Annotated in this window: 19 protein-coding genes; 7 read left to right on the top strand and 12 right to left on the bottom strand. The window is 70.1% G+C overall.

The window, feature by feature from the left end; genetic code table 11:
* Window positions 1-106: 106 nt before the first annotated feature.
* From LUZ64_RS16090 to LUZ64_RS16145, 12 genes are all read right to left on the bottom strand, one after another.
* Entirely contained in the window at window positions 107-1,150 is a 1,044-nt protein-coding gene (locus LUZ64_RS16090) for an ABC transporter ATP-binding protein (RefSeq protein ID WP_095579396.1), read from the bottom strand.
* Entirely contained in the window at window positions 1,140-2,144 is a 1,005-nt protein-coding gene (locus LUZ64_RS16095; protein WP_095579395.1) for an ABC transporter ATP-binding protein, read from the bottom strand. The genes LUZ64_RS16090 and LUZ64_RS16095 overlap by 11 nt, the downstream gene beginning before the upstream one ends.
* Before the next feature lie 10 nt (window positions 2,145-2,154).
* Window positions 2,155-3,156, bottom strand: a complete 1,002-nt coding sequence (locus LUZ64_RS16100) for an ABC transporter permease (protein ID WP_095579394.1) — start codon at window positions 3,154-3,156, stop codon at window positions 2,155-2,157.
* Complete coding sequence (locus tag LUZ64_RS16105; protein WP_095579393.1) at window positions 3,149-4,072, bottom strand: ABC transporter permease; 924 nt, start codon at window positions 4,070-4,072, stop codon at window positions 3,149-3,151. Before LUZ64_RS16105 ends, LUZ64_RS16100 begins: the two co-directional genes overlap by 8 nt.
* Before the next feature lie 71 nt (window positions 4,073-4,143).
* Window positions 4,144-5,766, bottom strand: a complete 1,623-nt coding sequence (locus LUZ64_RS16110; protein ID WP_095579392.1) for a peptide ABC transporter substrate-binding protein — start codon at window positions 5,764-5,766, stop codon at window positions 4,144-4,146.
* A gap of 247 nt (window positions 5,767-6,013) precedes the next feature.
* Window positions 6,014-7,141: an ABC transporter ATP-binding protein gene (locus tag LUZ64_RS16115; RefSeq protein WP_095579391.1), complete on the bottom strand. Its 1,128-nt coding sequence runs from the start codon at window positions 7,139-7,141 to the stop codon at window positions 6,014-6,016.
* Complete coding sequence (locus tag LUZ64_RS16120) at window positions 7,134-8,192, bottom strand: ABC transporter ATP-binding protein (protein WP_095579390.1); 1,059 nt, start codon at window positions 8,190-8,192, stop codon at window positions 7,134-7,136. The genes LUZ64_RS16115 and LUZ64_RS16120 overlap by 8 nt, the downstream gene beginning before the upstream one ends.
* Window positions 8,193-8,203: 11 nt before the next feature.
* The gene (locus tag LUZ64_RS16125; RefSeq protein WP_095579389.1) at window positions 8,204-9,142 is read right to left on the bottom strand and encodes an ABC transporter permease; all 939 of its coding nucleotides are present in this window, start codon (window positions 9,140-9,142) and stop codon (window positions 8,204-8,206) included.
* Window positions 9,135-10,061: an ABC transporter permease gene (locus tag LUZ64_RS16130; protein WP_087926455.1), complete on the bottom strand. Its 927-nt coding sequence runs from the start codon at window positions 10,059-10,061 to the stop codon at window positions 9,135-9,137. The genes LUZ64_RS16125 and LUZ64_RS16130 overlap by 8 nt, the downstream gene beginning before the upstream one ends.
* Window positions 10,062-10,155: 94 nt before the next feature.
* Window positions 10,156-11,646: a peptide ABC transporter substrate-binding protein gene (locus LUZ64_RS16135; RefSeq protein WP_308251433.1), complete on the bottom strand. Its 1,491-nt coding sequence runs from the start codon at window positions 11,644-11,646 to the stop codon at window positions 10,156-10,158.
* Between the two features lie 631 nt (window positions 11,647-12,277).
* Window positions 12,278-14,182, bottom strand: a complete 1,905-nt coding sequence (gene typA / locus LUZ64_RS16140) for a translational GTPase TypA (protein ID WP_095579387.1) — start codon at window positions 14,180-14,182, stop codon at window positions 12,278-12,280.
* A 239-nt stretch (window positions 14,183-14,421) separates the two neighbouring features.
* On the bottom strand, window positions 14,422-16,284 hold the full coding sequence (locus LUZ64_RS16145; RefSeq protein ID WP_095579386.1) for an ABC transporter family substrate-binding protein: 1,863 nt from the start codon (window positions 16,282-16,284) through the stop codon (window positions 14,422-14,424).
* Window positions 16,285-16,591: 307 nt separating this feature from the next.
* Here LUZ64_RS16145 and LUZ64_RS16150 point away from each other — a divergent pair, with 307 nt between their 5' ends.
* From LUZ64_RS16150 to LUZ64_RS16180, 7 genes are all read left to right on the top strand, one after another.
* A complete protein-coding gene (locus LUZ64_RS16150) occupies window positions 16,592-16,876 on the top strand; it encodes an Rv0250c family protein (protein ID WP_095579385.1) in 285 nt (94 codons plus the stop codon).
* A gap of 60 nt (window positions 16,877-16,936) precedes the next feature.
* Window positions 16,937-17,791, top strand: coding sequence for a succinate dehydrogenase subunit SdhC (gene sdhC / locus LUZ64_RS16155; RefSeq protein WP_095579384.1), 855 nt, complete (start codon window positions 16,937-16,939; stop codon window positions 17,789-17,791).
* A gap of 12 nt (window positions 17,792-17,803) precedes the next feature.
* On the top strand, window positions 17,804-19,759 hold the full coding sequence (locus LUZ64_RS16160) for a fumarate reductase/succinate dehydrogenase flavoprotein subunit (RefSeq protein ID WP_232390257.1): 1,956 nt from the start codon (window positions 17,804-17,806) through the stop codon (window positions 19,757-19,759).
* A complete protein-coding gene (locus tag LUZ64_RS16165) occupies window positions 19,756-20,523 on the top strand; it encodes a succinate dehydrogenase/fumarate reductase iron-sulfur subunit (protein ID WP_095581428.1) in 768 nt (255 codons plus the stop codon). Before LUZ64_RS16160 ends, LUZ64_RS16165 begins: the two co-directional genes overlap by 4 nt.
* A gap of 101 nt (window positions 20,524-20,624) precedes the next feature.
* Complete coding sequence (locus LUZ64_RS16170; RefSeq protein ID WP_232390258.1) at window positions 20,625-22,754, top strand: TPM domain-containing protein; 2,130 nt, start codon at window positions 20,625-20,627, stop codon at window positions 22,752-22,754.
* Between the two features lie 316 nt (window positions 22,755-23,070).
* Window positions 23,071-23,823, top strand: a complete 753-nt coding sequence (locus LUZ64_RS16175) for a GntR family transcriptional regulator (RefSeq protein ID WP_095581429.1) — start codon at window positions 23,071-23,073, stop codon at window positions 23,821-23,823.
* Between the two features lie 344 nt (window positions 23,824-24,167).
* Complete coding sequence (locus LUZ64_RS16180; protein ID WP_232390259.1) at window positions 24,168-25,832, top strand: APC family permease; 1,665 nt, start codon at window positions 24,168-24,170, stop codon at window positions 25,830-25,832.
* Window positions 25,833-26,066 lie beyond the last annotated feature (234 nt).

A 26,066-nucleotide genomic window follows, 5' to 3' on the forward strand; every position in this document is an offset into this window, starting at 1 on the left:
CGCCCCCGGGGCCCCCTTTCCGCGCTGTCGCGCGGTGTCCTCAAGCGCCGGGCGGGCTGAGATCAGCCCGCCCGGTGTCCGGGGACCCGGCCCGGCCCGAGGGAGATCACTCCTCCTCGGGCGGGACCACCGACCTCTCCTCCGCGAAGTGGCACGCCGAGGGGTGCGCCGCCGGGCGCGCGCCCTCCTTGAACCACTCCGGTACCTCCAGCGGCGGCACCACCCGCGCGCACTTCTCCCGGGCCTTCCAGCAGCGCGTGCGGAAGCGGCAGCCGGACGGCGGGTCTGCCGGGGACGGCACGTCGCCCGCCAGCAGGATGCGCTCGCGCCGCTCACGCGCGCCCGGGTCCGGGACGGGGACCGCCGAGAGCAGGGCCTGGGTGTAGGGGTGCGTCGGGTGCTCGTAGATCTGGGTGTCCGTGCCGATCTCGGCGAGCCGGCCGAGGTACATCACGGCGACCCGGTCGGAGATGTGCCGCACGACGGAGAGGTCGTGCGCGATGAAGACGTAGGAGAGCGCGAACTCGTTCTGGAGCCGCTCCAGCAGGTTGACGACCTGGGCCTGCACGGAGACGTCGAGCGCCGAGACCGGCTCGTCCGCGACGATCACCTCGGGGCGCAGCGCCAGGCCGCGGGCGATGCCGATGCGCTGCCGCTGGCCGCCCGAGAACTGGTGCGGGTAGCGGTTGATGTATTCGGGGTTGAGGCCGACGACGTCGAGGAGCTCGCGTACCTTCTGCCGCCGGCTGCCCTTGGGCGCGACCTCCGGGTGGATCTCGTACGGCTCGCCGATGATGTCGCCGACGGTCATCCGGGGGTTGAGGGAGGTGTACGGGTCCTGGAAGACCATCTGGATGTTGCGGCGTACGGCCTTCAGGGCGCGCCCGGACAGCCGGGTGATGTCCTCGCCCTTGTAGCGGATCTCTCCCGCGGTCGGGCGCTCCAGGTTGACCAGTAGTTTGGCGACCGTCGACTTGCCGCAGCCGGACTCGCCGACGATACCGAGGGTCTCGCCGCGCCGCAGGTCGAAGGAGACGCCGTCGACGGCCCGGACCGCGCCGACCTGCTTCTTGAAGAGGATCCCCTGGGTCAGCGGGTAGTGCTTGACGAGGTCCCGCACCTCCAGAATCGCCTCGCCGTCAGCGCTCATCGAGGGTTTCCTTCCAGAAGTGGCAGGCGCTGGCGCGGCCGTGGGCGACGGCGAAGAGCGGCGGCCGGTCGGTGCGGCAGATGTCCTGGGCCATGGGGCAGCGCGGGTTGAAGGGGCAGCCGGGCGGGATGGCGGTCAGGTTGGGCGGCAGGCCCTTGATGGCGTAGAGCTGCCGGCCCTTCTGGTCCAGGCGCGGGATGGAGTCGAGGAGGCCGCGGGTGTAGGGGTGGGCGGGCGCGGCGTAGAGCTCGTGGACCGGGGCGGTCTCGACGATCCGGCCCGCGTACATCACGGCGATCTTGTCGGCGACGTCCGCGACGACACCCAGGTCATGGGTGATCAGGATGAGGCCCATGTTGTACTCGCGCTGGAGCTCGGCGAGGAGGTCCATCACCTGCGCCTGCACCGTCACGTCGAGCGCCGTGGTCGGCTCGTCGGCGATGACGAGGTCGGGTTCCAGGGCCAGCGCCATCGCGATCATGATGCGCTGGCGCATACCGCCGGAGAACTGGTGCGGGTAGTCACCCACCCGGTCCTTGGCGGCCGGGATGCGCACCCGGTCCATCAGCTGGACGGCCTTGGCCCGGGAGTCCTTGCGGGTCATCCCGTCGTGGACCTCGTACATCTCGGCGAGCTGGGCGCCGACGCTCATCACGGGGTTGAGGGCGGACAGCGCGTCCTGGAAGATCATCGACATCTTGGCGCCACGGATCCGGCGCCGGGTCTCGGCGCCCATGGTGAGCAGGTCCTCGCCGCGGAAGAGGACCTGGCCGCCCGTGATCCGGCCGGGCGGCGAGTCGAGGATGCCCATGACGGCCTGGGCGGTGACCGACTTGCCCGAGCCGGACTCCCCCAGCACGGCCAGCGTCTCGCCGGGGTCCACGCTGTAGTTGACACCGTTGACGGCCTTGGCGACGCCGTCCCGGGTGTGGAACTCCACCTGGAGGTCGCGTACGTCCAGCAGCGTCACCGGCTGGTCTCTCTGGTGCTCCATCGCCCGCTCCTCAGCGCAGCTTGGGGTCGAGGGCGTCGCGCACCGCGTCGCCGAGCATGATGAACGCCAGCACCGTGATGCTCAGTGCCCCCGCGGGCCACAGGAGCATGTGCGGGGCGTTGCGGATCTGGACGGAGGCGTTGGAGATGTCGATGCCCCAGGAGACGGTGGGCGGTTTGAGGCCCACGCCCACGAACGACAGCGTCGCCTCCAGGGCGATGTAGGTGCCGAGGGCGATGGTGGCCACGACGATGACCGGGGCCACCGCGTTGGGCGCGATGTGCCGGAGCAGCATCCGTTTGTTGCCCGCGCCGAGCGCCCGCGCGGCCTGGACGTAGTCGTTCTGTTTGGCGGTGACGACGGAGCCGCGGGCGATGCGGGAGATCTGCGGCCAGCCGAGCAGCACGATGAAGCCGACGACGGGCCAGACCGAGCCGCTGGTGACGACGGAGAGGAAGACGAGTCCGCCGAGGATGATGGGGATGCCGAAGAAGATGTCGGCGATCCGGGAGAGCAGCGCGTCCCACCAGCCGCCGAAGAATCCGGCCAGCCCGCCGAGGACGCTGCCGAGCAGGGTGGCCCCGGCGGTCGCGCAGATGCCGACGGCGATGGAGGCCCGCGCCCCGTGCACCGTACGGGTGTAGACGTCGCAGCCCTGGGTGTCGTAGCCGAAGGGGTGGCCGGGCTGGGAGCCCTCCTGGGCCTTGGCGAGGTCGCACTGGAGGGGGTTTCCGCTCGCGATCAGGCCGGGCCAGATCGCGATCAGCACCAGGAAGACGATGACCAGCGCGGAGACTACGAAGACGGGGTTGCGCCGCAGGTCGTGCCAGGCGTCGGACCAGAGGCTGCGGGACTTTCCGCTGCCGGGGACGCCGGGCTGCGGTCCCTCGTCCAGGCTGCGGGCGTCCCCGGTGGCCAGGGTCATCGCACCGCCGTCGCCGGGGGTGATGGCGTCCATCGCGGGCCGGGGATCCGCGGCGCGCGGGTCCCCGTGGGGCTCGGGCTCAGGCATAGCGGATCCTCGGGTCGAGCACGGCGTAGAGGAGGTCGACGAGCAGGTTCGCCAGCAGGAAGACGATGACGAGGATGGTCACGAAGCCGACGACGGTGGGCGAGTTCTGCCGGAGGATGCCCTGGTAGAGCTGGTAGCCGACGCCGTGGATGTTGAAGATCCGCTCGGTGACGATGGCGCCGCCCATCAGCGCGCCGACGTCGGTGCCGATGAAGGTGACGACGGGGATGAGGGAGTTGCGCAGCAGGTGCCGGGTGACGACCCGGTGGCGTGGCAGGCCCTTGGCGACGGCCGTGCGGATGTAGTCGGCGCGGGAGTTCTCGGCGATGGTGGTGCGGGTCAGCCGGGTGACGTAGGCGAGCGAGGTCAGGGCGAGCACGACGCCCGGCAGGATCAGCTCGTCGAAGGGCGCGTAGGGCGAGACGGCCGGGGTGACGGCGCCCCACTTCACGCCGATGAGGAACTGGAGCACATAGCCGCTGACGAAGGTCGGGATGGAGACCACGATCAGGGTGAGCAGCAGGACGGTGGTGTCCACCGAGCGGCCGCGCCGCAGCCCGCTGAGGACGCCGAGGACGATGCCCACGACGACCTCGAAGAGGAGGGCGACGAGGGTGAGGCGCAGGGTCACCGGGAAGGCGCTCGCCATCAGCTCGGTGACCTTCTGCCCGTTGAAGGCGGTGCCGAAGTCACCGGTGAGGATCTGCCCCATGTAGTGCAGGTACTGCTTCCACAGCGGCTCGTCGAGGTAGAGCTCCTTGCGGATCCGCGCGGCGGTCGCGGGGTCGGGCGCCTTGTCGCCGAAGAGCGCGGCGACGGGGTCGCCCAGGGCGTAGACCATGAAGAAGATCAGGAAGGTGCTGCCGATGAACACCGGGATCATCTGGAGCAGCCGCCGGATCACATACCGTCCCATGGGGGCTCCGGGGGTTCACGGGGGTTCGCGTGGGGGCCGCCGGCGCGGTGCCGGCTCCCCCGGTTGACGGGTCAGCCGACCTTGATCTGCTCGTAGACCGGGACGCTGAAGGGGTTGAGCGTGACGTCGGAGATCCGGCTGGAGTAGCCGGCGCTGCCGTTCTGGTACCAGAGCGGGATGGCGGGCATCTGCGCGGCGAGGATCCGCTCCGCCTCCTGGAACTTCGCGTTCGCCTTGTCCTGCGAGTTCTCGGCGTTGGCCTCGTCGACGAGCTTGTCGAACTGCGGGTCGCTGAACTTCCCGTAGTTGGAGGAGGCGTCGGTGTAGTAGAGGGGCTGGAGGAAGTTCTGGATCAGTGGGTAGTCCATCTGCCAGCCGGAGCGGAAGGGGCCGGTCAGCCGCTGGTTCGACTGCTGGTTGCGGAAGTCGGCGAAGGTGCCGATGGGGTTGACGGTGCAGGCCTTGTCCTGGCCGAGGGCGTTGTTGACGCTGTTGCAGACGGCGTCCATCCAGACCCGGTGGGAGCCGGTGTCGACGTTGGAGGTGAGGGTGACCCTGCCGCCCGGCAGCCCGCCGCCCTCCTCGATCAGCTTCTTCGCGGCGGAGGCGTCGTAGCGGCAGGCGTCGCCGCACAGGCCGCCCTTGTAGCCGCCCTTGTCGCCGAGGGCCGGTGAGGTCCAGTCGGTGGCGGGCGTCCGGGTCTTCCGGTAGATCTGGTCGGTGATCTGGTCGCGGTTGATCGCCATGGAAAGGCCCCTGCGGACCTTCTCCATGCCGCTCCCGGCCCACTTCTCGTCGTACATCGGGAAGGCCAGGGTCTGGATGATGCCGGCCGGCTGGTTGATGTAGCGGTCGCCGAGGTCCTTCCTGACGTTCTTCAGCTGGGCGCTCGGGATGTCGTCGACGAGGTCGAGGTTGCCGGCCTGGAGGTCGGTGTACGCGGTGTTGTTGTCGGTGTAGACGCGCAGTTCCACGCCGTCGTTGCGGGCCTTGTCCTCGCCGGGGTAGCCCTCCCACTTGCGCAGCCGCATCGACGAGCCCCGCTGGTAGGACTCGATGCCGTACGGGCCGTTGCCGACGGGTTTCTTCAGCCATGCCTCGTGGTCGTCGAAGAAGGCCCTGGGGAGCGGGACATAGGCGGTGTAGCCGAGGGTGTCGGGCCAGGTGGAGAACTTGGTCCGCAGCCTGGCGGTGAAGGTGCGATCGTCCTTGACGGTGAGGCCGGAGAGGGTCTTCGCGGTCGGGGAGCCGTCGTCGGGGTGGACCTTGTCGTAGCCGTCGATGTACTCGAAGAAGGAGGCGTTCTTCTGTTTGTTGTCGACGAGCGCGGCGTAGTTCCAGGCGTCCACGAAGGAGTGGGAGGTGATCTTCTCGCCGTTGCTGAAGGTCCAGCCGTCCTTGAGAGTGATGGTGAAGTTCTGCTGGTCGGTGGTGTCGATCTTCTCGGCGAGCATGTTCTCGGCGGCGCCGGTGCGGGGGTCGTAGCGCTTGAGCCCCCGGAAGACCATGGAGAGCACCTTGCCGCCCTGGACCTCGTTGGTGTTGGCGGGCTCCAGCTGGTTCTGCGGGTCCCCCCAGGAGGCGCGCACCAGCCCGGCCTCGTCGCCACCCCCGCCGCCGCAGCCCGCGGCGGTGCCGGCCAGGGCCGCGGACAGCACGCAGGCGGCCCACCTGGCCCGCACGGCTCCGCGCATGGAGTGCCTCCTCAAGGTCCCAAGTCCCACTTAGGCCCAAATAACACCCCATTCGGTGACACTCTGCATCTTTATGGCCGCTGTTTGTGCGCGTCCGGAGGCAGAAACCGCCCGGATGACTGAGCGTGAAGGGGCACCGGCGCCGCGCCCGGAACGCCGAAGGGGCGCCCGGACCGAACGGCCCGGACGCCCCTTCCTCACGCTCGTACGCGCGTGCGTACGCACGCGCCCCTCACGTCATGTCACGTCACGCCGCGTGCACGACGTCCCGCTCCTCGGCGAAGTGGCACGCCGAATCGTGCGCCGCGAGGGTCTTCTTGCCGGCGAAGACCTCGGGCACCGCCAGCAGCGGCACCTCTTCGGCGCACTTGTCCTGCGCCTTCCAGCAGCGCGTGCGGAAGCGGCAGCCGGACGGCGGGTTGGCCGGGGAGGGCACGTCACCGGTGAGGATGATGCGCTCCCGGCCCTCTCGGGCGGCCGGGTCGGGGACCGGGACGGCCGACAGCAGCGCCTGGGTGTAGGGGTGCGTCGGGTGGTCGTAGATCTCCGAGTCCGTACCGATCTCGGCCATCTTGCCCAGGTACATCACGCCGACCCGGTCGGAGATGTGCCGGACGATGGACAGGTCGTGCGCGATGAAGACGTAGGAGAGCTCGAACTCGTTCTGGAGCTTCTCCATCAGGTTGATCACCTGCGCCTGCACCGAGACGTCCAGCGCCGAGACCGGCTCGTCGCAGATGATGACCTCGGGGTTGAGCGCCAGGCCGCGGGCGATGCCGATGCGCTGCCGCTGACCGCCCGAGAACTGGTGCGGGTACCGGTTGATGTACTCCGGGTTCAGGCCCACGACGTCCAGCAGCTCCTGGACGCGCTTGCGCCGGTCGCCCTTGGGCGCCACCTCGGGGTGGATGTCGAAGGGCTCGCCGATGATGTCACCGACGGTCATCCGGGGGTTGAGCGAGGTGTAAGGGTCCTGGAAGACCATCTGGATGTTGCGGCGTACGGCCTTCAGCGCGCGCCCGGACAGCTTGGTGATGTCCTGGCCCTTGTAGAAGACCTCGCCGGACGTCGCCGTCTCCAGCGTCATCAGCAGCTTGGCGACCGTGGACTTGCCGCAGCCGGACTCGCCGACGATGCCGAGGGTCTCGCCCTTGTAGAGGTCGAAGGAGACCCCGTCGACGGCCTTGACCGCGCCGATCTGCTTCTTGAAGAGGATCCCCTGCGTCAGCGGGAAGTGCTTGACGAGGTTGCGGACCTGGAGGATCGGCTCACCGCGGTCGACGGGGGCGTCGAGCACGGCCTCGACCTCGGCGGTCGTCTCGGCCGTCGACGGGACCACGTCGGAGACCTCTTCGTTCTTGGCGGTCTCAGCCATGGATCGTCTCCTTCCAGAAGTGGCAGGCGCTTCCACGTCCGGCAAGCGGAGCGCCGTCCCGCTCGGTGACCGGCGCCAGGGCCGGCGTCTCGGTGCGGCAGATGTCCTGGGCCTTGGGGCAGCGCGGGTTGAAGGCACAGCCCGAGGGGATGTTCAGCAGGTTGGGCGGCAGACCCTTGATCGCGTAGAGCTCCTGGCCCTTCTGGTCCAGGCGCGGGATCGAGTCCAGCAGACCACGCGTGTACGGGTGCGCCGGGCGCTGGTACAGCTCGTCCACGGGGGCGGTCTCGACGATCCGGCCCGCGTACATCACGGCGATCTTGTCGGCGACGTCCGCGACGACACCCAGGTCATGGGTGATGAGGATGAGGCCCATGTTGTACTCGCGCTGGAGCTCGGCCAGCAGATCCATCACCTGCGCCTGCACCGTCACGTCGAGCGCCGTGGTCGGCTCGTCCGCGATGATCAGGTCCGGCTCCAGGGCCAGCGCCATCGCGATCATGATGCGCTGGCGCATACCGCCCGAGAACTGGTGCGGGTAGTCGTCGACCCGCTCCTTGGCGGCCGGGATGCGCACCCGGTCCATCAGCTCGACGGCCTTGGCCTTGGCCTCCTTCTTGGAGAGGCCCTGGTGGACGCGGTACATCTCGCCCAGCTGGTAGCCGACGCTGAGCACAGGGTTCAGCGAGGACAGGGCGTCCTGGAAGATCATGGCGATCTTGCTGCCCCGGAGCTTCCGGCGCTCCTCGGCGGACATCTTCAGCATGTCCTGGCCGCGGAAGAGGATCTCGCCCTGCGGGATCCTGCCGGGCGGCATGTCCAGGATGCCCATGATCGCCTGAGCGGTCACGGACTTTCCGGAGCCGGACTCGCCGAGCACGGCGAGGGTCTCGCCGGCGTTCACCGAGTAGTTGACGCCGTTGACGGCCTTGGCGACGCCGTCCCGGGTGTGGAACTCCACGTGCAGGTCACGGACTTGCAGCAGCGGGGTGCCGTCGCCGTCCGCCGCCCGGGGTTCGGGGACGTTCGCGGTCTTCTCCATGGTGGTCACGTACGCCTCCCTCAGCGCAGCTTGGGGTCGAGGGCGTCGCGCACCGCGTCGCCGAGCAGGATGAACGCGAGCACGGTGAGGCTCAGGAAACTGGCCGGGACCAGCAGGACGTGGGGGGCGTCACGCAGCTGCGACTGAGCGGCGGAGATGTCCACGCCCCAGGAGACCACGGGGTCCTGGAGACCGATACCGAGGTACGACAGGGTCGCCTCGGTGGAGATGTAGCCGCCGAGCGCGATGGTGGCGACGACGATCACCGGGCCGATGACGTTGGGCAGGATGTGCCGGAAGAGGATCCGGCCGGTGCCCGCACCCAGTGCCCGCGCCGCCGTCACGAAGTCCGCCTGCTTCTGCGTGATGACGGCACCGCGCATGACACGCGCGATCTGCATCCAGCCGAAGGTGGCCAGACCGAGCGACACCGTCCACGCGGTGCGGTGGGTGAACGCCTGGAGCAGGGTCAGCGCGCCGAGCAGCAGCGGGATGCCGAAGAAGATGTCGGTCAGACGCGAGAGCAGGGCGTCGACCCAGCCACCGAAGTAGCCGGCCAGCATGCCGACGAGGCCGCCGATCACGGTGACCGCGAGCGTCACACAGACACCGACGATGATCGACGCGCGGGCACCGTGGACGGTACGCGCGTAGACGCTCTGGCCCTGCCCGTTGTAACCGAACCAGTCCGCCTCGAAGAAGTGGGACCAGTTCGGCGGGGCCAGGTAGTGGCCGCGGAGGTCGGCCTGACGGGGGTCGACGCCGGTGAAGAGCGTCGGGAAGGCCGCCATGACGATGAACAGGACCAGCAGCACGCCGGAGGACCAGAACAGCCAGCTGCCCCGCAGCTCCCGCCAGGCGTCCTGGCCGAGGCTGCGCGGCTTGCCGGCGCCGGACTTCATGGCCGTGGACACCGCCTCGGGCACGGTGGTCTCGTGAGGAAGCGTCTTCTCAGGCATAGCGGATCCTCGGGTCCAGGACGGCGTACAGCAGGTCGACGAGGAGGCTGGTCAGGAGGTAGACGAGCACCAGCACGGTCACGATGCCGACGACGGTGGGGCCTTCACTGGTCTGGATGGCCTTGAAGAGCGTGAAGCCCACACCCTGGATGTTGAAGATGCCCTCGGTGACGATGGCGCCGCCCATGAGCAGACCGAGGTCGGTGCCGAGGAACGTGACGACAGGAATGAGGGAGTTGCGCATCAGGTGCACCCCGACCACGCGCTTCCGCGGCAGACCCTTCGCCACGGCGGTGCGGATGTAGTCGGCGCGGAGGTTCTCCCCCACGGTGGTGCGCGTCAGCCGGATCACATACGCCAGCGACAGCGCGGCCAGCACGATGGCCGGGATCATCAACTGCCCGAGGTTCTCCGAGTCCTGGACCGTCGGGGTGATGACCTTCCACTTCAGTCCCAGCAGGAACTGGGTGACATAGCCGATGACGAACACCGGGATCGAGATCACGATCAGGGTGAGTACCAGGACGAACTGGTCCAGGAACTTCCCGCGCCGCATGCCCGTCAGGACACCGAGGGCGATGCCCACGATCACCTCGAAGCCGAAGGCGAGGAGCGCCAGGCGGATGGTCACCGGGAAGGCCTCGGACATCAGGTCGGCGACGGGCCGCCCCGTGAAGCTCTGCCCGAAGTCACCCTGGAACAGGCCGGAGATGTAGTTCCAGTACTGCTCGAGCAAGGGCTTGTCGAGGCCGTACTCATGGCGGAGTCTCGCGACCGTCGCCGGGTCGGCCGCCTTGGGGCCGAAGAGCGATTTGATGGGGTCGCCCGGCAGCGAATACACCATCAGAAAGATAAGCAAAGTGGTCCCGATGAAGACCGGGATCATCTGGAGCAGTCGCCTCGCGACAAAGCGCCCCATGGTTCCTCCTGTCGCCGACGGGCCCGGAGGCCGCCCCCGGGTCCTTGTGGGGGAGAGCGGCCGCCGGGCCTACGTCACTGCAAGCCTGTCCCGGTTACTTCTTGACCTCGACGTCGGTCCAGATCGCCTGGCGGAAGGAGTCGAACTTCACGTTCTGCACCTTCTTGGAGTAGCCGGCGAGCGTGTGGTCGAAGAAGAGCGGGATGGAGGGCATGTGCTCCTGGATGATCTTCTTCTCGGCCTCGGCGTAGAGCTTGTTCGACTCCTCGATGGTCTTCGAGGCGTCGGCCTTGTCCATCAGCTCGTCGATGGCCTTGTCGCTGAACTCCATGTCGTTCGCACCGGCCTTGGTCCGGTACTGGGCGGAGATGAAGTTCTGGATGTTCGGGAAGTCCTGCACCCAGGCCATACGGAAGGCGCTCTTCATGCGGCGCTCCGTGATGTCGGCGCGCGCCTGCTGGAAGGTCGGCTTCGGGTCGGTGACGCACTCGACGCCGCCGTTCTGGCGGATGTCGTTGCAGACCGCGTCGGCCCACTCCTTGTTGGCGCCGTCGGCGTTGTAGGTGAGGGTGATCTTGTTGCCGGGGACACCGCCGCCGGCCTTGATCAGCTCCTTGGCCTTGGCCGGGTCGAACTTGCAGAACTCGCCGCAGGAGCCCGCCTGGTAGCCCTCGACGACCTTCGGGGTGTACCCGTCGGCCGCGTCCTTGCTGCCCTTGAGCGCGGTCTTGGCGATGGTCTCGCGGTCGATCGCCATGGAGAGGCCCTGACGGACCTTCACCTTCTCCGGCTTGTTCCACTCGGCCTCGTACAGCGGGAACGAGATGTTGGTGTTGCCACCGAACATCTGGCTGATGGCGCGCTTGCCGAGGTCGTTCTGGTACTGGCCCGCCATGGAGTTGGGGACCTGGTACATGATGTCGAGCTTGTCGGAGACGAGGTCGTTGTAGGCCGCGTCGTCCTTGTTGTAGAACTTGAAGACGACGCCGCCGTTCTTCGGCTTGTCGTCGCCCTTGTAGTCGGCGAACTTCTTGGTCTTGAACTCGACCTTGTGCTGCCAGTCGCCGTCCTGCTGGTACGGGCCGTTGCCGATCGGGTGCTCGCCGAACGCCTTGGTGTCCTTGTAGAACGCCTTGGGCAGCGGGGAGAACACGTCGTAGAAGAGCTGCTCCTTGAAGGTGGAGACCGGCTTCTTCAGCTCGATGGTGAACTCGAGGTCACTGGTGACCTTGAGGCCCTCCATCTTCTCGGCCTTCGGGTCGCCCTCGGCCGGGTGGACCTCGTCGTAACCCTTGATGGGCTCGAACCAAGAGGCGTTCAGCTGCTTGTTCTTGGCGTTGGCGGCCCAGTTCCAGGCGTCCACGAAGGAGGCGGCGGTCTGGTCCTCGCCGTTGTGGAACTTCCAGCCCGGCTTCAGCTTGACCTTGAAGGTCTGGTTGTCGGCGGTGTCGATGCTCTCGGCCGCCACCAGGCGCAGCTTGGACTTCTCGTCGAAGTCGACGAGGCCGCGGAAGAGGTTCTTGACGATGTAACCGCCGCCGACCTCATTGGTGTTGCTCGGGATGATCGGGTTCTGCGGTTCCACGTTGTAGTACGTGTAGGTGCCGTCGGGATTGACAGCCGCGTTGTCATCACTGTCGTTTCCACCGCCACCACAGGCCGTAGCTGTCAACGCAACGGCTATCGCACCTGCGACCCAGGTAGCGCTCTTGGCACCGCGCATGGGTATGCCCTCCTCAGGAGTCCACTATCACTACAAGAGAGGCGCCGGCCCCACGCTGACACCCCTGACAGCGGAGACGGAACCGGCACCTCGAGTGTGCTCGTGAGTCGGCGCTCCCCACAGCGCGTGACCCGTTGACCCGAGCTCAGTGAACCCAACTATTAAGTACGTCCGCCTTGTAAACCACACTTAAAGGGTCTCGCTTTGGTCACATCGGCCGAGCAGAGTTGTTCGAAATCCGGACAAAGGGAGTGCAGACAGACACCCGCGAAACGGACTGTTAACACAACAACAGACGCCCTCTGTCCGCTATACGGACAGAGGGCGAAGAAAACTGACGGATAATCCGTTGACGGGACCGAAACACGGCCGCATCACGAGCAGCACCGCAGAGCATGCCAGAGGCCCGGAGCCCACCGCTACGGAAGCGGGGATTCCGGGCCTCTTCGGCTACCCGGGGGCGCACTCCCCAAGGAGTGCGCCCCCTCAGCGCTTAGCGCTTGGCGCGGGACGCGGTGCGGCCGCGCTCCTTCTGGTCCAGGACGACCTTGCGGATGCGCACGGCCTCCGGGGTCACCTCGACGCACTCGTCGTCGCGGCAGAACTCCAGGGACTGCTCCAGCGACAGCTTGCGCGGCGGGACGATCGCCTCGAAGGAGTCGGCGGAGGAGGAGCGCATGTTGGTGAGCTTCTTCTCCTTGGTGATGTTGACGTCCATGTCGTCGGCGCGGGAGTTCTCGCCGACGATCATGCCCTCGTACACCTCGGTGCCCGGGTCGGTGAAGAGCACGCCGCGCTCCTGGAGGTTCGTCATCGCGAAGGCGGTGACGGCACCGGCGCGGTCGGCGACCAGGGAGCCGTTGTTACGGGTCTTCAGCTCGCCGAACCACGGCTCGTGGCCCTCGTGGATGGAGTGGGCGATACCGGTGCCGCGGGTGTTCGTCAGGAACTCCGTGCGGAAGCCGATCAGACCACGGGACGGGACGACGAACTCCATACGGACCCAGCCGGAGCCGTGGTTGGACATGTTGTCCATACGGCCCTTGCGGGTGCCCATGAGCTGCGTGACCGCGCCCATGTGCTCCTCGGGCACGTCGACCGTGAGGCGCTCGACCGGCTCGTGGGTCTTGCCGTCGACCTGCTTGGTGACGACCTGCGGCTTGCCGATGGTCATCTCGAAGCCCTCGCGGCGCATCTGCTCGACCAGGATGGCCAGCGCCAGCTCACCGCGGCCCTGCACCTCCCAGGCGTCGGGGCGCTCGGTGTCCAGGACGCGCAGCGAGACGTTACCGATCAGCTCGCGGTCCAGACGGTCCTTGACCTGGCGGGCGGTGACCTTGCGGTCCTTGACGGCGGACTTGGCGTCCGCGCCCTTGCCCGTGCCGCCGCGGCCGACCAGCGGCGAGGTGTTGGTGCCGATGGTCATGGAGATCGCGGGCTCGTCGACCGTGATCAGGGGCAGCGCGACCGGGTTCTCCGGGTCGGCCAGGGTCTCACCGATCATGATGTCGGGGATACCGGCGACGGCGCAGATGTCACCCGGGCCGGCCACCTCGGCGGGCTTGCGGGTGAGGGCCTCGGTCATCATCAGCTCGGTGATGCGGACGTTGGAGATGGTGCCGTCACGCTTGATCCACGCGACCGTCTGGCCCTTGCGCAGCTCGCCCTGCTCGACGCGGAGCAGCGCGATGCGGCCGAGGAAGTTGTCGGCGTCGAGGTTGGTGACGTGGGCCTGGAGCGGCGCGTCCTCCTCGTACGCCGGAGCCGGGACGTGCTCCAGGATCGTGGAGAAGAACGGCTCCAGGTTGGTGCTGTCCGCGGGGACGGTGCCGTCCTCCGGCTTGGTCAGCGAGGCGATGCCGTCACGGCCGCAGGCGTAGACGATCGGGAACTCGATCTGGTCCTCGTCCGCGTCCAGGTCGAGGAAGAGGTCGTACGTCTCGTTGACGACCTCGTCGATGCGGGAGTCCGGGCGGTCCGTCTTGTTGATGCAGAGGATGACCGGCTTCCGCTGCTGGAGCGCCTTGCGGAGCACGAAGCGGGTCTGCGGCAGCGGGCCCTCGGAGGCGTCCACCAGCAGCACGACCGCGTCCACCATCGACAGACCGCGCTCGACCTCGCCACCGAAGTCGGCGTGGCCGGGGGTGTCGATGATGTTGATCGTGATCGGGTCCCCGCCGTCCTTGGGGTGGTACTTCACCGCCGTGTTCTTGGCGAGGATCGTGATGCCCTTCTCACGCTCCAGGTCGTTCGAGTCCATGACGCGGTCGTCGACGGAGTCGAGCTGGTGCGCGGCGAAGGCGCCGGCCTGCTTGAGCATGGCGTCGACGATGGTCGTCTTGCCGTGGTCGACGTGGGCGACGATGGCGACGTTTCGAATGTCGTGGCGCGTGGGCACTTGCGGCGCTTCTCCCGGAATCGTGGATGGCAGCGCGTACGGTCCGGTACGCGCGCCTGCCGGGCAGGACACGCCACGGCCTATCCACTCCATGGTACGGGGCCGCGCCGACTTCGGCCGCCCCAGGCTGCTGGCGCACCCTCTGACCTGCGATTACTTCGGGAAAGACGGACCGTTTCAGCCCTCCGGGGCGGGGCCGCGGCCGGGCCTTCCGGACACGCGGCGGATCCGCCCGGGCCCTAGCGCCGGAACCCGATGTCCTGGTAGCGCGGCGTCGCCAGGCCGAACGCGCCCGCGTTCACCACCGTGCCCCTGGCCGCCACCAGCTCCGGGCGCTGGTAGAGCGGGATCGAACCGGCCGCCGCCCAGATCCGGGCGTCCGCGCGGCCGACCAGGTCGCGGGAGACCTCCGTGTCCAGCTCGGTGGACGCCTGCTCGAAGAGCTGGTCGATCTGGTCCGTGCCCACCCGGGTGTAGTTCTGCTCGACCAGCAGCGAGCCGTCCGCGGCGGGCTGCGGCTTGGCGAAGACCGGGCGGGCGTCCGTCGAGGGGTAGGCGGTGGCGGGCCAGGAGTAGAGGGCGAGGTCGTAGGTGCCGGCGGCGATGTGGTCCTTGAAGTAGCCCGCGTCGGCGACCTTGGTGATCTCCGTGTGGATCCCGACGGCGTCGAGCTGGCGGGCGACGCGGTCGCCGACGGCCCGCAGCGGCTCGGCGGCGGAGCCCTCCGGCAGGACGAAGCGGAGCGTGAGCCTCTTGCCGTCCTTCATCCGCACGGGCGGCGCGACGCGGGCCGGCTTGCCGTCCGTGCCGCGCGCGGGCCCGTGCTCCCGCCAGCCCGCGTCCGCGAGGAGCCGTCCCGCCGCCTTGGGGTCGGTGCCGCCGATCGCGTCGCTGTTGTCCTCGTAGCCCTGCTGGCCGGCCATGAAGAGGTGGCTGCCCTGTGGCGCGGCGGGCAGGCCCAGTGGGCGCAGAACCGATTCAGCGAGGGTCTTGCGGTCGAGGGCGCGGGCCACCGCGCGGCGCACCCGTTCATCGGCGAGGGCACCCGAGGAGCCGTTGAGGGCGAGCTGGGTGTAGGCGGGCTCCAGCGACCGGCGGACGGCCGTGCCGCGCAGCGGCCCGGGCGGAGCGGCGCGCTTCTCCCCCTTCTCCCCCTTCTCCGCCTTCTCGCCCTTCTCGCCCTTCTTGCCGTTCTCCCCCTTCCTCCCGCGCGGCCGGTTCGCGGCCACGATGCGGTCGGCGTCGGCCGTGCCCACGTCGGCGAGGTCCAGGCGGCCGGCGGCCAGCGCGGCGGCCCGCTCCCCGCGGGGCACGGCCCGCAGCACCAGCTGGTCGAGCTTGGCCCGGTCGCCCCACCACTTCGGGTCGCGGACGAGCGTGAGGGTGCCCTGGCCGTTGTCGCGCGGCCCGACCTTGAAGGGTCCGGCCGAGACCTTGAGCTCGTTGCGGGCGCTGTCGTTGAAGGCGTTGGCGTCGCCCATGACGGACTTCGGGTAGAGCGGGGTGAAGAGGGCGGCCCAGTCGGCGCAGGGACGGGCGAAGGTGACCTTGACCTCGTGGGCGTCCGCGCCCTGCTCGACCCGGTCGATCCGGTCGTAGCCGGCGTTGCGGGCCGTCCAGTAGCCGCTGTCCCGGCCGCGCAGCGCCTGCCACTGGGCCTGGAAGTCGGCGGCCGAGAGGGCCTTGCCGTCGTTCCAGGCAGCCCGGGGGTTGAGCTTGTAGACCACGACCTGGCGGGGGGCGCGCTGGACGACCTCGGCGGAGGCCAGGTAGTCGGGGTCGCGGCGCGGGCGGCCGTGGTCGTCCAGGGTGAAGAGGGCGGGCAGGGCGGCCGCGGCGACGCGGCGGGTCGCGGCGTCGGCGTCCGACTGGAAGGTGTTGAGGGTGGCCGGCAGGGCGTCCACGGCCCAGCGCAGGGTGCCCTTGTCGGCGACCTTGTCGCGGGGCAGGGCGTTGATGTCCTGCGGGGTGATCACGCCCTCGTCCGCGTCGTCCCCGTCGAGGCCGCAGCCGGCCAGCACGGGCAGCGGCAGCAGGATCCCGGCGGCCAGCAGGGCGGCGGAGCGGCGCCGGAGCCGGGTGCGGATCGAGAGGGGGGCCATGGGATACCTCCGCCGGGACGGGGACGGCTGCCGGATCGCGCGCGTCCGGCGCGATGAGCCGCTGATCGCATCTACTGCTCACCACTGAATGTGACAGTCCGCTCGAACCCCCGGCGACACGGCGCCCCGCGGGGACACGCCACCCACGTGGCCGAACGTGCGGCGGCCCCCGGGCGCTGCGCGAATGCGCTCCCGCGAAGCCGCGATCGTGACCGCTATCTTCCGCTGGAGGGGTGTGACGCGCGACACTCTCTGTCGCATGAGCGTCGCCACCCGCAACCGCCGACCGCGGAAGTGAGGGCAAGACATGTCCCTGAACGACGAAGTGACGGCAGTTCAGCGCTGCCTGGACGAGCTCGGCCGGGCGCTGACCCGTCTGGAGAGCCATCTGGGCAACCGCGATCTGGACCTGCGGCGGGTCCGCACCGACGCCGCACACCTGCGCGAGAGCGTCACTCTCCTGCGGGACATCCACCCCGCGGAACGCCCGCGCCCCGAGACCGTGCCGGTCCCCGACACCCCGTACGACGCCTCCCTGTGGACGGACGCCGACGAGGAGGGCCTCGGGGCCCGCGACCGGCGCGCCCCCTGACGGGCACGGGCACCGCGGCAGCCAGGCACCGACCATCCCCGCTCCTCACCGGAGTCCCCTTTGGCCACTGGTACCGACCCCCAAGCAGGCACCGCCCCCGCCGCCGGCGGAGCCGCCCCCGCGCGCGGCGGCGTCAACCACCCCTCGCGCGCCGCGATCGGCGCCCGTCACCTGCGCCCGGACCGCTGGTGGCTGGCGCCCGCGGTCACCGCCGCCGGACTGTTCGCGTTCGTCGTCTACTCCACCTGGCGCGCCTTCGCGAACGACGCCTACTACGCCGCGCCCTACGTCTCGCCCTTCTACTCCCCCTGCATCGCCGAGAACTGCGTCCCCATGAAGGGCGGCGCGGACTGGGAGGTCTTCGGCGCCTGGTGGGGCCTCTCGCCCGCCCTGCTGATCCTGATCTTCCCGCTGGGCTTCCGGCTGACCTGCTACTACTACCGCAAGGCGTACTACCGCGGCTTCTGGGCCTCGCCCCCCGCCTGCGCCGTCGCCGAGCCGCACGCGAAGTACACCGGGGAGACCCGCTTCCCGCTGATCCTGCAGAACGTCCACCGCTACTTCTTCTACTTCGCGGTGATCGTCGCGGGCATCCTCACCTATGACACGGCCCTGGGCTTCCGCGACGAGCGGGGCGAATGGGGCCACATGGGCCTCGGCACCCTCGTCCTCCTCGCGAACATCGCGCTGATCTGGGCGTACACCCTCTCCTGCCACTCCTGCCGGCACATCGTCGGCGGCCGGATCCGCACCTTCTCCAAGCACCCGGTGCGCTACCGCATGTGGGGCTGGGTCAGCGCGCTCAACGCCCGGCACATGCTGCTCGCGTGGGCCTCCCTGATCAGCGTGGCGGCCGCCGACTTCTACGTCTATCTGGTCGCCAGTGGCGCCTTCGACGATCCGCGCTTTTTCTAGGAGGGGCTACTGATGTCGCGTACGGCACGACAGGACTGGGACGTGGTCGTGGTCGGCGCCGGCGGCGCGGGACTGCGGGCCGCCATCGAGGCCCGGGAGCAGGGCCTGCGCTGCGCCGTCATCTGCAAGTCGCTCTTCGGCAAGGCCCACACGGTCATGGCCGAGGGCGGCATCGCCGCCAGCATGGGCAATGTCAACGAGGGCGACAACTGGCAGGTGCACTTCAGAGACACCATGCGCGGGGGCAAATTCCTCAACCACTGGCGGATGGCCGAACTGCACGCCAGGGAGGCCCCCGACCGGGTCTGGGAGCTGGAGACCTGGGGCGCGGTCTTCGACCGCACCAAGGACGGGAAGATCTCGCAGCGCAACTTCGGCGGGCACGAGTACCCCCGGCTGGCGCACGTCGGCGACCGTACGGGCCTGGAGCTGATCCGCACCCTCCAGCAGAAGATCGTCGCCCTCCAGCAGGAGGACCTGCGGGAGCACGGCGACTACGAGGCCCGGCTGAAGGTCTTCCAGGAGTGCACCGTCACCCGCCTGCTCAAGGACGGCAACAGGATCTCGGGCGTCTTCGGCTACGAACGCGAGTCCGGGCGCTTCTTCGTGATCGAGTCCCCCGCCGTGGTGCTGGCCACCGGCGGCATCGGCAAGTCCTTCAAGGTGACGTCGAACTCCTGGGAGTACACCGGCGACGGCCACGCGCTGGCGCTGCTCGCCGGTGCCTCGCTGATCAACATGGAGTTCGTGCAGTTCCACCCGACGGGCATGGTCTGGCCGCCGTCCGTCAAGGGCATCCTCGTCACCGAGTCCGTCCGCGGCGACGGCGGGGTGCTGCGCAACAGCGACGGCAAGCGGTTCATGTTCGACTACGTCCCGGACGTCTTCAAGGAGAAGTACGCGGAGTCCGAGGCCGAGGGCGACCGCTGGTACAAGGACCCCGACCACAACCGCCGGCCGCCCGAGCTGCTCCCCCGCGACGAGGTGGCCCGCGCCATCAACTCCGAGGTCAAGGCCGGCCGCGGCAGCCCGCACGGCGGGGTCTTCCTGGACATCTCCAGCCGGCTGCCGGCCGAGGAGATCCGCCGCAAGCTGCCGTCCATGCACCACCAGTTCAAGGAACTGGCGGACGTGGACATCACGGCGGAGCCGATGGAGGTGGGCCCCACCTGCCACTACGTGATGGGCGGCGTGGACGTCGACCCGGACACGGCGGCCGCGACCGGCGTGCCCGGCCTGTTCGCCGCCGGCGAGGTCGCGGGCGGGATGCACGGCTCCAACCGGCTGGGCGGCAACTCCCTCTCCGACCTGCTGGTCTTCGGCCGCCGCGCCGGGCTGCACGCCGCCCGGTACGCGACCGGCCTCACCGGGCCCGGCCGGCCCGCCGTCACCGACGCCGACGTCGAGGCGGCGGAGGCCGAGGCGCTGCGCCCGTTCAGCGCGGAAGGCGGTGGGGCCGGCGGGGCGGGAGGGGCCGAGGGCGCCCCCGGCCCGGCCGAGAACCCGTACACCCTGCACCAGGAGCTCCAGCAGTCCATGAACGACCTGGTGGGCATCATCCGCAAGGGACCGGAGATGACGGAGGCGCTGCGCCGGCTGGCGCTGCTGCGCGGCCGGTCCCGGCGTGCGGGCGTGGAGGGGCACCGGCAGTTCAACCCCGGCTGGCACCTGGCCATCGACCTGCGCAACATGCTGCTGGTCAGCGAGTGCGTGGCGCGCGCGGCCCTGGAGCGCACCGAGAGCCGGGGCGGGCACACGCGCGACGACCATCCGGCGATGGACCGGCGGTGGCGCCAGGTCAACCTGGTCTGCCGGCTGCTGGCGGAGAGCGACGAGGCCGATCCGCTGCTGGGGCTGATCGAGGTGGAGCGGCGCGCGATGCCGCCGATCCGGGGCGACCTGCTGGCGCTCTTCGAGAAGGACGAGCTGATGAAGTACCTGACCGACGAGGAGCTGACCGCACCGTGAGCTACGACGCCCACTTCCGGGTATGGCGAGGGGACGCGTCCGGCGGGGAGCTCGCCGACCACACCGTCGCCGTCAACGACGGCGAGGTCGTCCTGGACGTCATCCACCGGCTCCAGGCCACCGAGGCCACCGACCTGGCCGTCCGCTGGAACTGCAAGGCGGGCAAGTGCGGTTCCTGCAGCGCGGAGATCAACGGCAGGCCGCGGCTGATGTGCATGACCCGGATGTCGTCCCTGCCCCCCGGCGAGACCGTGACCGTCACCCCGATGCGCGCCTTCCCGGTCGTCCGGGACCTGGTGACGGACGTGTCGTTCAACTACGCCAAGGCGCGCGAGGTCCCCGCGTTCGTCCCGCCGCCCGGCCTGGCGCCCGGGGAGTACCGGATGCGGCAGGAGGACGTCGGCCGCTCCCAGGAGTTCCGCAAGTGCATCGAGTGCTTCCTGTGCCAGGACACCTGCCATGTGGTGCGCGACCACGAGGAGAACAAGACCGCCTTCGCCGGGCCCCGCTTCCTGATGCGCGTCGCCGAGCTGGACATGCACCCCCTGGACGCCGCGGCCGAGACCGGCCTGGACCGCAAGCGGGCCGCGCAGGAGGAGCACGGACTGGGCTACTGCAACATCACCAAGTGCTGCACGGAGGTCTGCCCCGAACACATCAAGATCACCGACAATGCCCTGATTCCGCTCAAGGAGCGCGCGGTCGACCGTAAGTACGACCCGCTGGTCTGGCTCGGCAGCAAGATCCGCCGGCGCGGAGCGTGACAGGGGGCGCGAGAAGGGGCGCGAGCAGGCGCGAATACAGACCGTAAATGGCCCCGCGCTCCCGGTAGCGGGTCGGACACTACCGCCATACGCTCACAAATGTGACGCGGCTTTCGAGGCGGTACCGTCCGCCGGCGCCGGGCGGGGCCAGGGTCAGGGCCCTCCTCGCCCTCCTCACGCTGTGCGCGTTGCTGCTGCCGGGCCCGCCCGCCCGCGCCGACACCCCCCTCGACCTGGACACCGGGGGCCGGATCACCGACACCGTGGGCGCGCTCGGCCGCCGCCGCGCCCAGGTGATCTCGGCGCTCGACAAGCTGCACAGCACGCACCGCATCCAGCTCTACGTCACCTATGTACGGGACTTCTCCGGCCGCTCCGGGCACGACTGGGCGGACGCCACGGCCGACCGCAACGGTCTCGGCCCGCGCGACGTGCTGCTCGCCGTCGCCACGCACCGGCAGCAGTACGCCGTCTCCGCCGCCGGGGACTCCGGCTTCCGCCGCGCCCAGCTCGACGCCGTCGCGGCCACCGCGATCGCGCCCGCCGTGTCCCAGCACGACTGGGCCGGGGCGGCCATCGGCGCGGCGGACGGCTACGGCTCCGTACTCCGGGGCGAACCGGTCCGGCCGCCCGCGATCTCCCCCGGCGACAGCGACCCGGGCGGCGGGCTGGTGCCCCGGCACCGCGCGGTGTGGCTGCCCGTGGCCGTCGCCGCCGCGGTCTGTCTGACGGTCCTCTGCCTGTGCTCCCGGCGGGCGGCGCGGCGCCGGGCGGACCGGCGGGCCCGCAGGGCGGCGGCCCGGGCGGCCCGCACGGGCCGGGTGGACCGGATCGACGGGATCAACGGGACCGTCCGGATCGACCGGACCGCCGTCGGCACGTCGACCGAGCCCGGGCTCACCCGGATGGTCCAGCCGCTGACGCCGCTGCCCGCCCTGGAGGCCGAGGCCGCCCGCGCACTGGTCGGTACGGACGACGCCGTGCGCACCAGCGCCGAGGAGCTGCTCTTCGCCACCGCCCAGCTGGGCGGCGCGGCGACCCGGCCCTTCGCCGAGGCCGTCGGCTACGCCAAGGGCGAGCTCGCCGACGCCTTCCGGCTGCGGCAGCGGCTCGACGACGCGCCGTACGAGGACCCGGAGCTGCGCCGCCGCGTGCTGGACGAGATCTGCTCCCACTGCACCAGCGCCAACCGCCGGCTGGACGCCGAGTCCGAGGCGTTCGACCGGCTGCGGGGACTGCGGGCCAACGCGGCGGGGGTCCTCGCGCACGCCGAGGCCGCGGCCCGGGCGCTGGCACCCCGCGTCGACACCGCCGAGGCGGCGCTCACCGCTCTCACCGGCTGCTGCGCGGGCACGGCGCTCAGCGCCTTCGCCCGGCACCCCGCGGAGGCCCGGGACCGGCTGGCCTTCGCCACGGCGGGGCTGGCCGAGGCCCGCCGGACCCTGGAGGCCGGTGACGCGGACGGCGCGGTGGTCTCCCTGCGCGCCGCCGAGGCCGCCCTGTCCCAGGCCCGCACCCTCACCACGGCGGCCCTGCGGCGGGCCCACGAGCTGACGGGCACGGCGGCCCGGCTGAGAGCCGCCGTGCTGGACGCCGAGGCGGGGCTGGCGGCCGCCCGGAGCGGCCCCACCTCGGCGGAGGGCGCCCGGCGGGCGGCCACCGCCGGGCGGGTGCTGACCGAGGTGCGGCGCGACATGGCGGGCGGGCGGTACGACCCCCGGGCGGTGCTGCGGCGCGTCGAGGAGGCGGCGGCCTCGCTCGACGCGGAGGCGGTACGGGCGGGCGGCAGCCGGGCGGACGAGCGGCGGGCCAGGCGGCGGGTCGAACGGGCGGTGCTCGCCGCGCGCGGCGAGGTGGCGGCGGCCCGGGACTTCGTCAGCACCCACCGCGGCGCCGTCGGCTGCCGGGCCCGCACCCGGCTCGCCGAGGCGGAGCGCCACCTCGCCCGGGCCCGCCGCCTGCCGGCCGACGAGGGCAAGGAGATCCTGTCGGCGACCGGCCACGCCGACTCGCTGGCGCGTCAGGCCCGCGCGCTGGCCGAGCACGATGTCACCGACTATCTGACCGGGACCGGCACGGGGAGGCCGGCCGCCTACGACCCCGAGGCGCCCCGGCCCGCGCGCGCCCTGGGCGGCGCGCTGCTGGGCGGCGTCATCATGGCGGGCCTGCTGCCGGCCACCTTCGGGGGCGGGGCGACGCGAGGACGGCTGGCGGGCGGCACGGAGACGTAGTGCCGGCCCGGGCCCCGAGGACACGTCCGGGGCCGCCGTCGTGCCCCTCGGTGAGGCGCTCGCGCCGACTCCGCGCGCCGTCCGCGCACGGCGGGCCGGTCACTCAGAGTGGTGACGCGGTGTATCGCGCCGTGCACCGCGCGCGCATAATTGCAGACGCGCCCTGGAAGGGCGGCGTCCGCATGTGCGTACGCCACCCCGATCACACGTCCCTGAACTGCAATTCACTACATCTAGTGAAACTCTGGCCAGAAGTTGCGCACCGCAACCCTGGGTTGCCAAGCTGTTGCGGACTGTCAACCCCTTGGGAGTGGACGTGGCCTTCGGTGACCAGCCCGCATACCTTCGAGTCGCCGGCGATCTTCGACAGAAGATCGTCGCAGGCGAGCTGCCGCCGCACACCCGCCTCCCCTCCCAGGCCCGCATCCGCGAGCAGTACGGCGTCTCCGACACCGTCGCCCTGGAGGCCCGCAAGGTCCTGATGGCCGAGGGACTGGTCGAGGGGCGGTCCGGCTCCGGCACCTATGTGCGGGAGCAGCCCGTGCCGCGCGCCCTGGCCCGTACGGGCTATCGCACGGCCGGGGAGTCCACCCCCTTCCGCCAGGAGCAGGCCGACAGCCGGGTGAAGGGCACCTGGGAGTCCCGCAGCGAGCAGGTGGCGGTCGACACCGCCCTGGCCCGCCGGCTGCGGATCGCCACGGGCGACCGCGCCATGCGGACGGACTACCTCTTCCGGGCCGGCGGCGAGCCGGTGATGCTCTCGACCTCCTGGGAGCCGCTGGCCGTCACGGGGCGGACGCCCGTGATGCTCCCCGAGGAGGGCCCGCTGGCCGGGCGCGGCGTCGTCGAGCGGATGGCCGCCATCGATCTGATCGTGGACAACGTCGCGGAGGAGGTCAGCGCCCGCCCCGGCCTCGCGGAGGAGGTCCTGGCCCTCGGCGGCGTCCCCGGCCACTACGTGGTGGTCGTCTCGCGCACGTACTTCGCGGGCGGCTGCCCCGTGGAGACGGCGGACATCGTCGTCCTCGCCGAGCGGTACCGCGTCGCGTACCACCTTCCGGTGAAGTGACACCGGCTACCACTTTCCGGTGAAGCGCCACCGGCCGCCGCCTTCCGGTGACGTGACCGCGTGCCGCCTTCCGGCGAGGCAGCCGGGTACCACCTTCCGGTGAAGCACGTGTGACGCCACCGTGAACCGGCCATGACGCACTACCCGCCGCTTCGTACCGGCGGGTAGGAAGTGCGCACTATGTCCCGCTCTGCCCCGATAAGGCAGGGCGGGTCTTTGTGTTGCAAAACTCACATACGGCCAGGTCAGAGGCTTTTCGCGGAATGTGGGCGTCCAAATCACTCATACGATGGCGCGGTTTGTGTCCTGCCGTGAGGGAGAAGAAAGAAAAGGAGATCCGGGGCTTGAGTACCGAACAGGGTTCTAACTCCAACTACCGCCGGACGCTTGGCACGACGGCTCTGACCGCCGTGGGCCTCGGGTCGATCATCGGCTCCGGCTGGCTCTTCGGTGCCGAGCGCGCCGCCGCGCTCGCCGGCCCCGCCGCCATCCTCGCCTGGGTCATCGGCGCCGTCGTGGCGCTGACCATCGCCCTCACCTACACCGAGCTCGGCTCGATGTTCCCCAAGGCCGGCGGCATGGTGCGGTACGGCCAGTTCTCGCACGGCTCGCTGGCGGGCTACATGGCCGCCTGGGCCAACTGGATCGCGATCGTCTCCGTGATCCCCGGTGAGGCGACCGCGTCGATCCAGTACATGAGCTCGTGGGACTTCTCCTGGGCCGAGAACCTGTACGACGGCAAGGAGCTGACCGGAACCGGTCTCGCGCTCGCCAGCATCCTGGTGGTCTTCTACTTCTTCCTGAACTGGTTCGCGATCACCCTGTTCGCCAAGACGAACAACGCGATCACCGTGTTCAAGGTCGTCGTGCCCGTGCTGACGGCGGGCGCGCTGATGTTCGCCCACTTCGACACCAGCAACATCACCGACCACGGCGGCTTCGCCCCGAACGGCTGGAGCGCGGTCTTCAGCGCGGTCGCGGTCGCGGGCATCGTCTGGGCCTTCAACGGCTTCCAGTCGCCGCTGAACATGGCCGCCGAGGCCCGTAACCCCGGCAAGTCGCTGCCGAAGGCGGTCATCGGCTCCATCCTGATCGCCCTGGTGATCTACATCGCCCTCCAGGTCGCGTTCCTGATGGCCGTCCCGGCCCAGGACCTGACCGCGAGCGGTGGCTGGAACGCGCTGGGCTACAAGTCCCCGCTCGCCGACCTCTCCATCGCCTGGGGCCTGAACTGGCTCGCGCTGCTGCTCTACGCGGACGCCTTCGTCTCCCCGTCCGGCACCGGCATGATCTACGCGGCCACCACCTCGCGCATGATCCACGGCGTCCAGGAGAACGGCCACCTGCCGAAGGTCTTCGGCAAGGTCGACCCCAAGACCGGTGTGCCGAAGCCGGCCCTGCTGCTCAACCTGGTGATCTCGTTCATCTTCCTGGCCGTCTTCCGCGGCTGGGGCTCGATCGCCGAGATCGTCGGTGTGGCCACGGTCATCTCGTACATCACCGGCCCCGTCGCCGTGATGTCCCTGCGCCGCATCGCCCCCGGCATGAAGCGCCCGGTCAGGCTGAAGGCCATGCCGGTGATCGCGCCCATCGCGATGATCTTCGGCTCCCTGGTCATGTACTGGGCCCGCTGGCCGCTGACCGGCAAGGTCATCTTCATCATGGCCATCGGCCTGCCGATCTGGGCCTGGTACGAGCTGCGCAAGCCGTGGGCCGAGCTGAAGCCGCACCTGATGGCCGGCGCCTGGATGGTCGCCTACCTGCTCGTCATGGCCTTCGTGTCCTGGGCCGGCGGCGAGGAGTTCGGCGGCAAGGGCTACCTGGCCCCCGGCTGGGACATCGTGGTCGTCGCCCTGATCGCCGTCGCCTTCTACTTCTGGGGCGTGAAGAGCGCCTGGCGCAACCCGACGCTCGTCCAGGTCGAGAAGGAGATGACCGAGCTCGCGGAGTCGGAGGGCGGGGCGGACGAGTCCGACGGCCGCTCCGAGCCGTCGCTGGCGAAGTCCTGACGGCTGCCTGACAGCCTGACCGGCCTCCTTCAGCAGGAAGGGGCGGTCCAGGGTCCGTAACGGGCCCGGGGCCGCCCCTTCGTGCGTCCCCGGACCACCCTGATGGCCGAATGCGTACCTCTTCGTGAAAAAGCGTATCCGCTGCGTAAAGGTCGGGCGTACGCTCGGGCATATGCGGACTGCGGTTTCTCGGGGAGACGCCGAAAGGTGTGCGCCGGTGCGCGCACCGGCGGA

It is taken from the genome of Streptomyces albireticuli (assembly GCF_021228125.1).
Lineage (GTDB): Bacteria > Actinomycetota > Actinomycetes > Streptomycetales > Streptomycetaceae > Streptomyces > Streptomyces albireticuli.

Coding starts and splice junctions, on each gene's coding strand:
- LUZ64_RS16125 (WP_095579389.1), bottom strand. CDS start 9,142: ATGCCTGAGAAGACGCTTCCTCACGAGACCACCGTGCCCGAGGCGGTG.
- LUZ64_RS16115 (WP_095579391.1), bottom strand. CDS start 7,141: ATGGCTGAGACCGCCAAGAACGAAGAGGTCTCCGACGTGGTCCCGTCG.
- LUZ64_RS16095 (WP_095579395.1), bottom strand. CDS start 2,144: ATGGAGCACCAGAGAGACCAGCCGGTGACGCTGCTGGACGTACGCGAC.
- LUZ64_RS16100 (WP_095579394.1), bottom strand. CDS start 3,156: ATGCCTGAGCCCGAGCCCCACGGGGACCCGCGCGCCGCGGATCCCCGG.
- LUZ64_RS16145 (WP_095579386.1), bottom strand. CDS start 16,284: ATGGCCCCCCTCTCGATCCGCACCCGGCTCCGGCGCCGCTCCGCCGCC.
- LUZ64_RS16110 (WP_095579392.1), bottom strand. CDS start 5,766: ATGCGCGGAGCCGTGCGGGCCAGGTGGGCCGCCTGCGTGCTGTCCGCG.
- LUZ64_RS16090 (WP_095579396.1), bottom strand. CDS start 1,150: ATGAGCGCTGACGGCGAGGCGATTCTGGAGGTGCGGGACCTCGTCAAG.
- LUZ64_RS16105 (WP_095579393.1), bottom strand. CDS start 4,072: ATGGGACGGTATGTGATCCGGCGGCTGCTCCAGATGATCCCGGTGTTC.
- LUZ64_RS16160 (WP_232390257.1), top strand. CDS start 17,804: ATGTCGCGTACGGCACGACAGGACTGGGACGTGGTCGTGGTCGGCGCC.
- LUZ64_RS16150 (WP_095579385.1), top strand. CDS start 16,592: ATGTCCCTGAACGACGAAGTGACGGCAGTTCAGCGCTGCCTGGACGAG.
- LUZ64_RS16130 (WP_087926455.1), bottom strand. CDS start 10,061: ATGGGGCGCTTTGTCGCGAGGCGACTGCTCCAGATGATCCCGGTCTTC.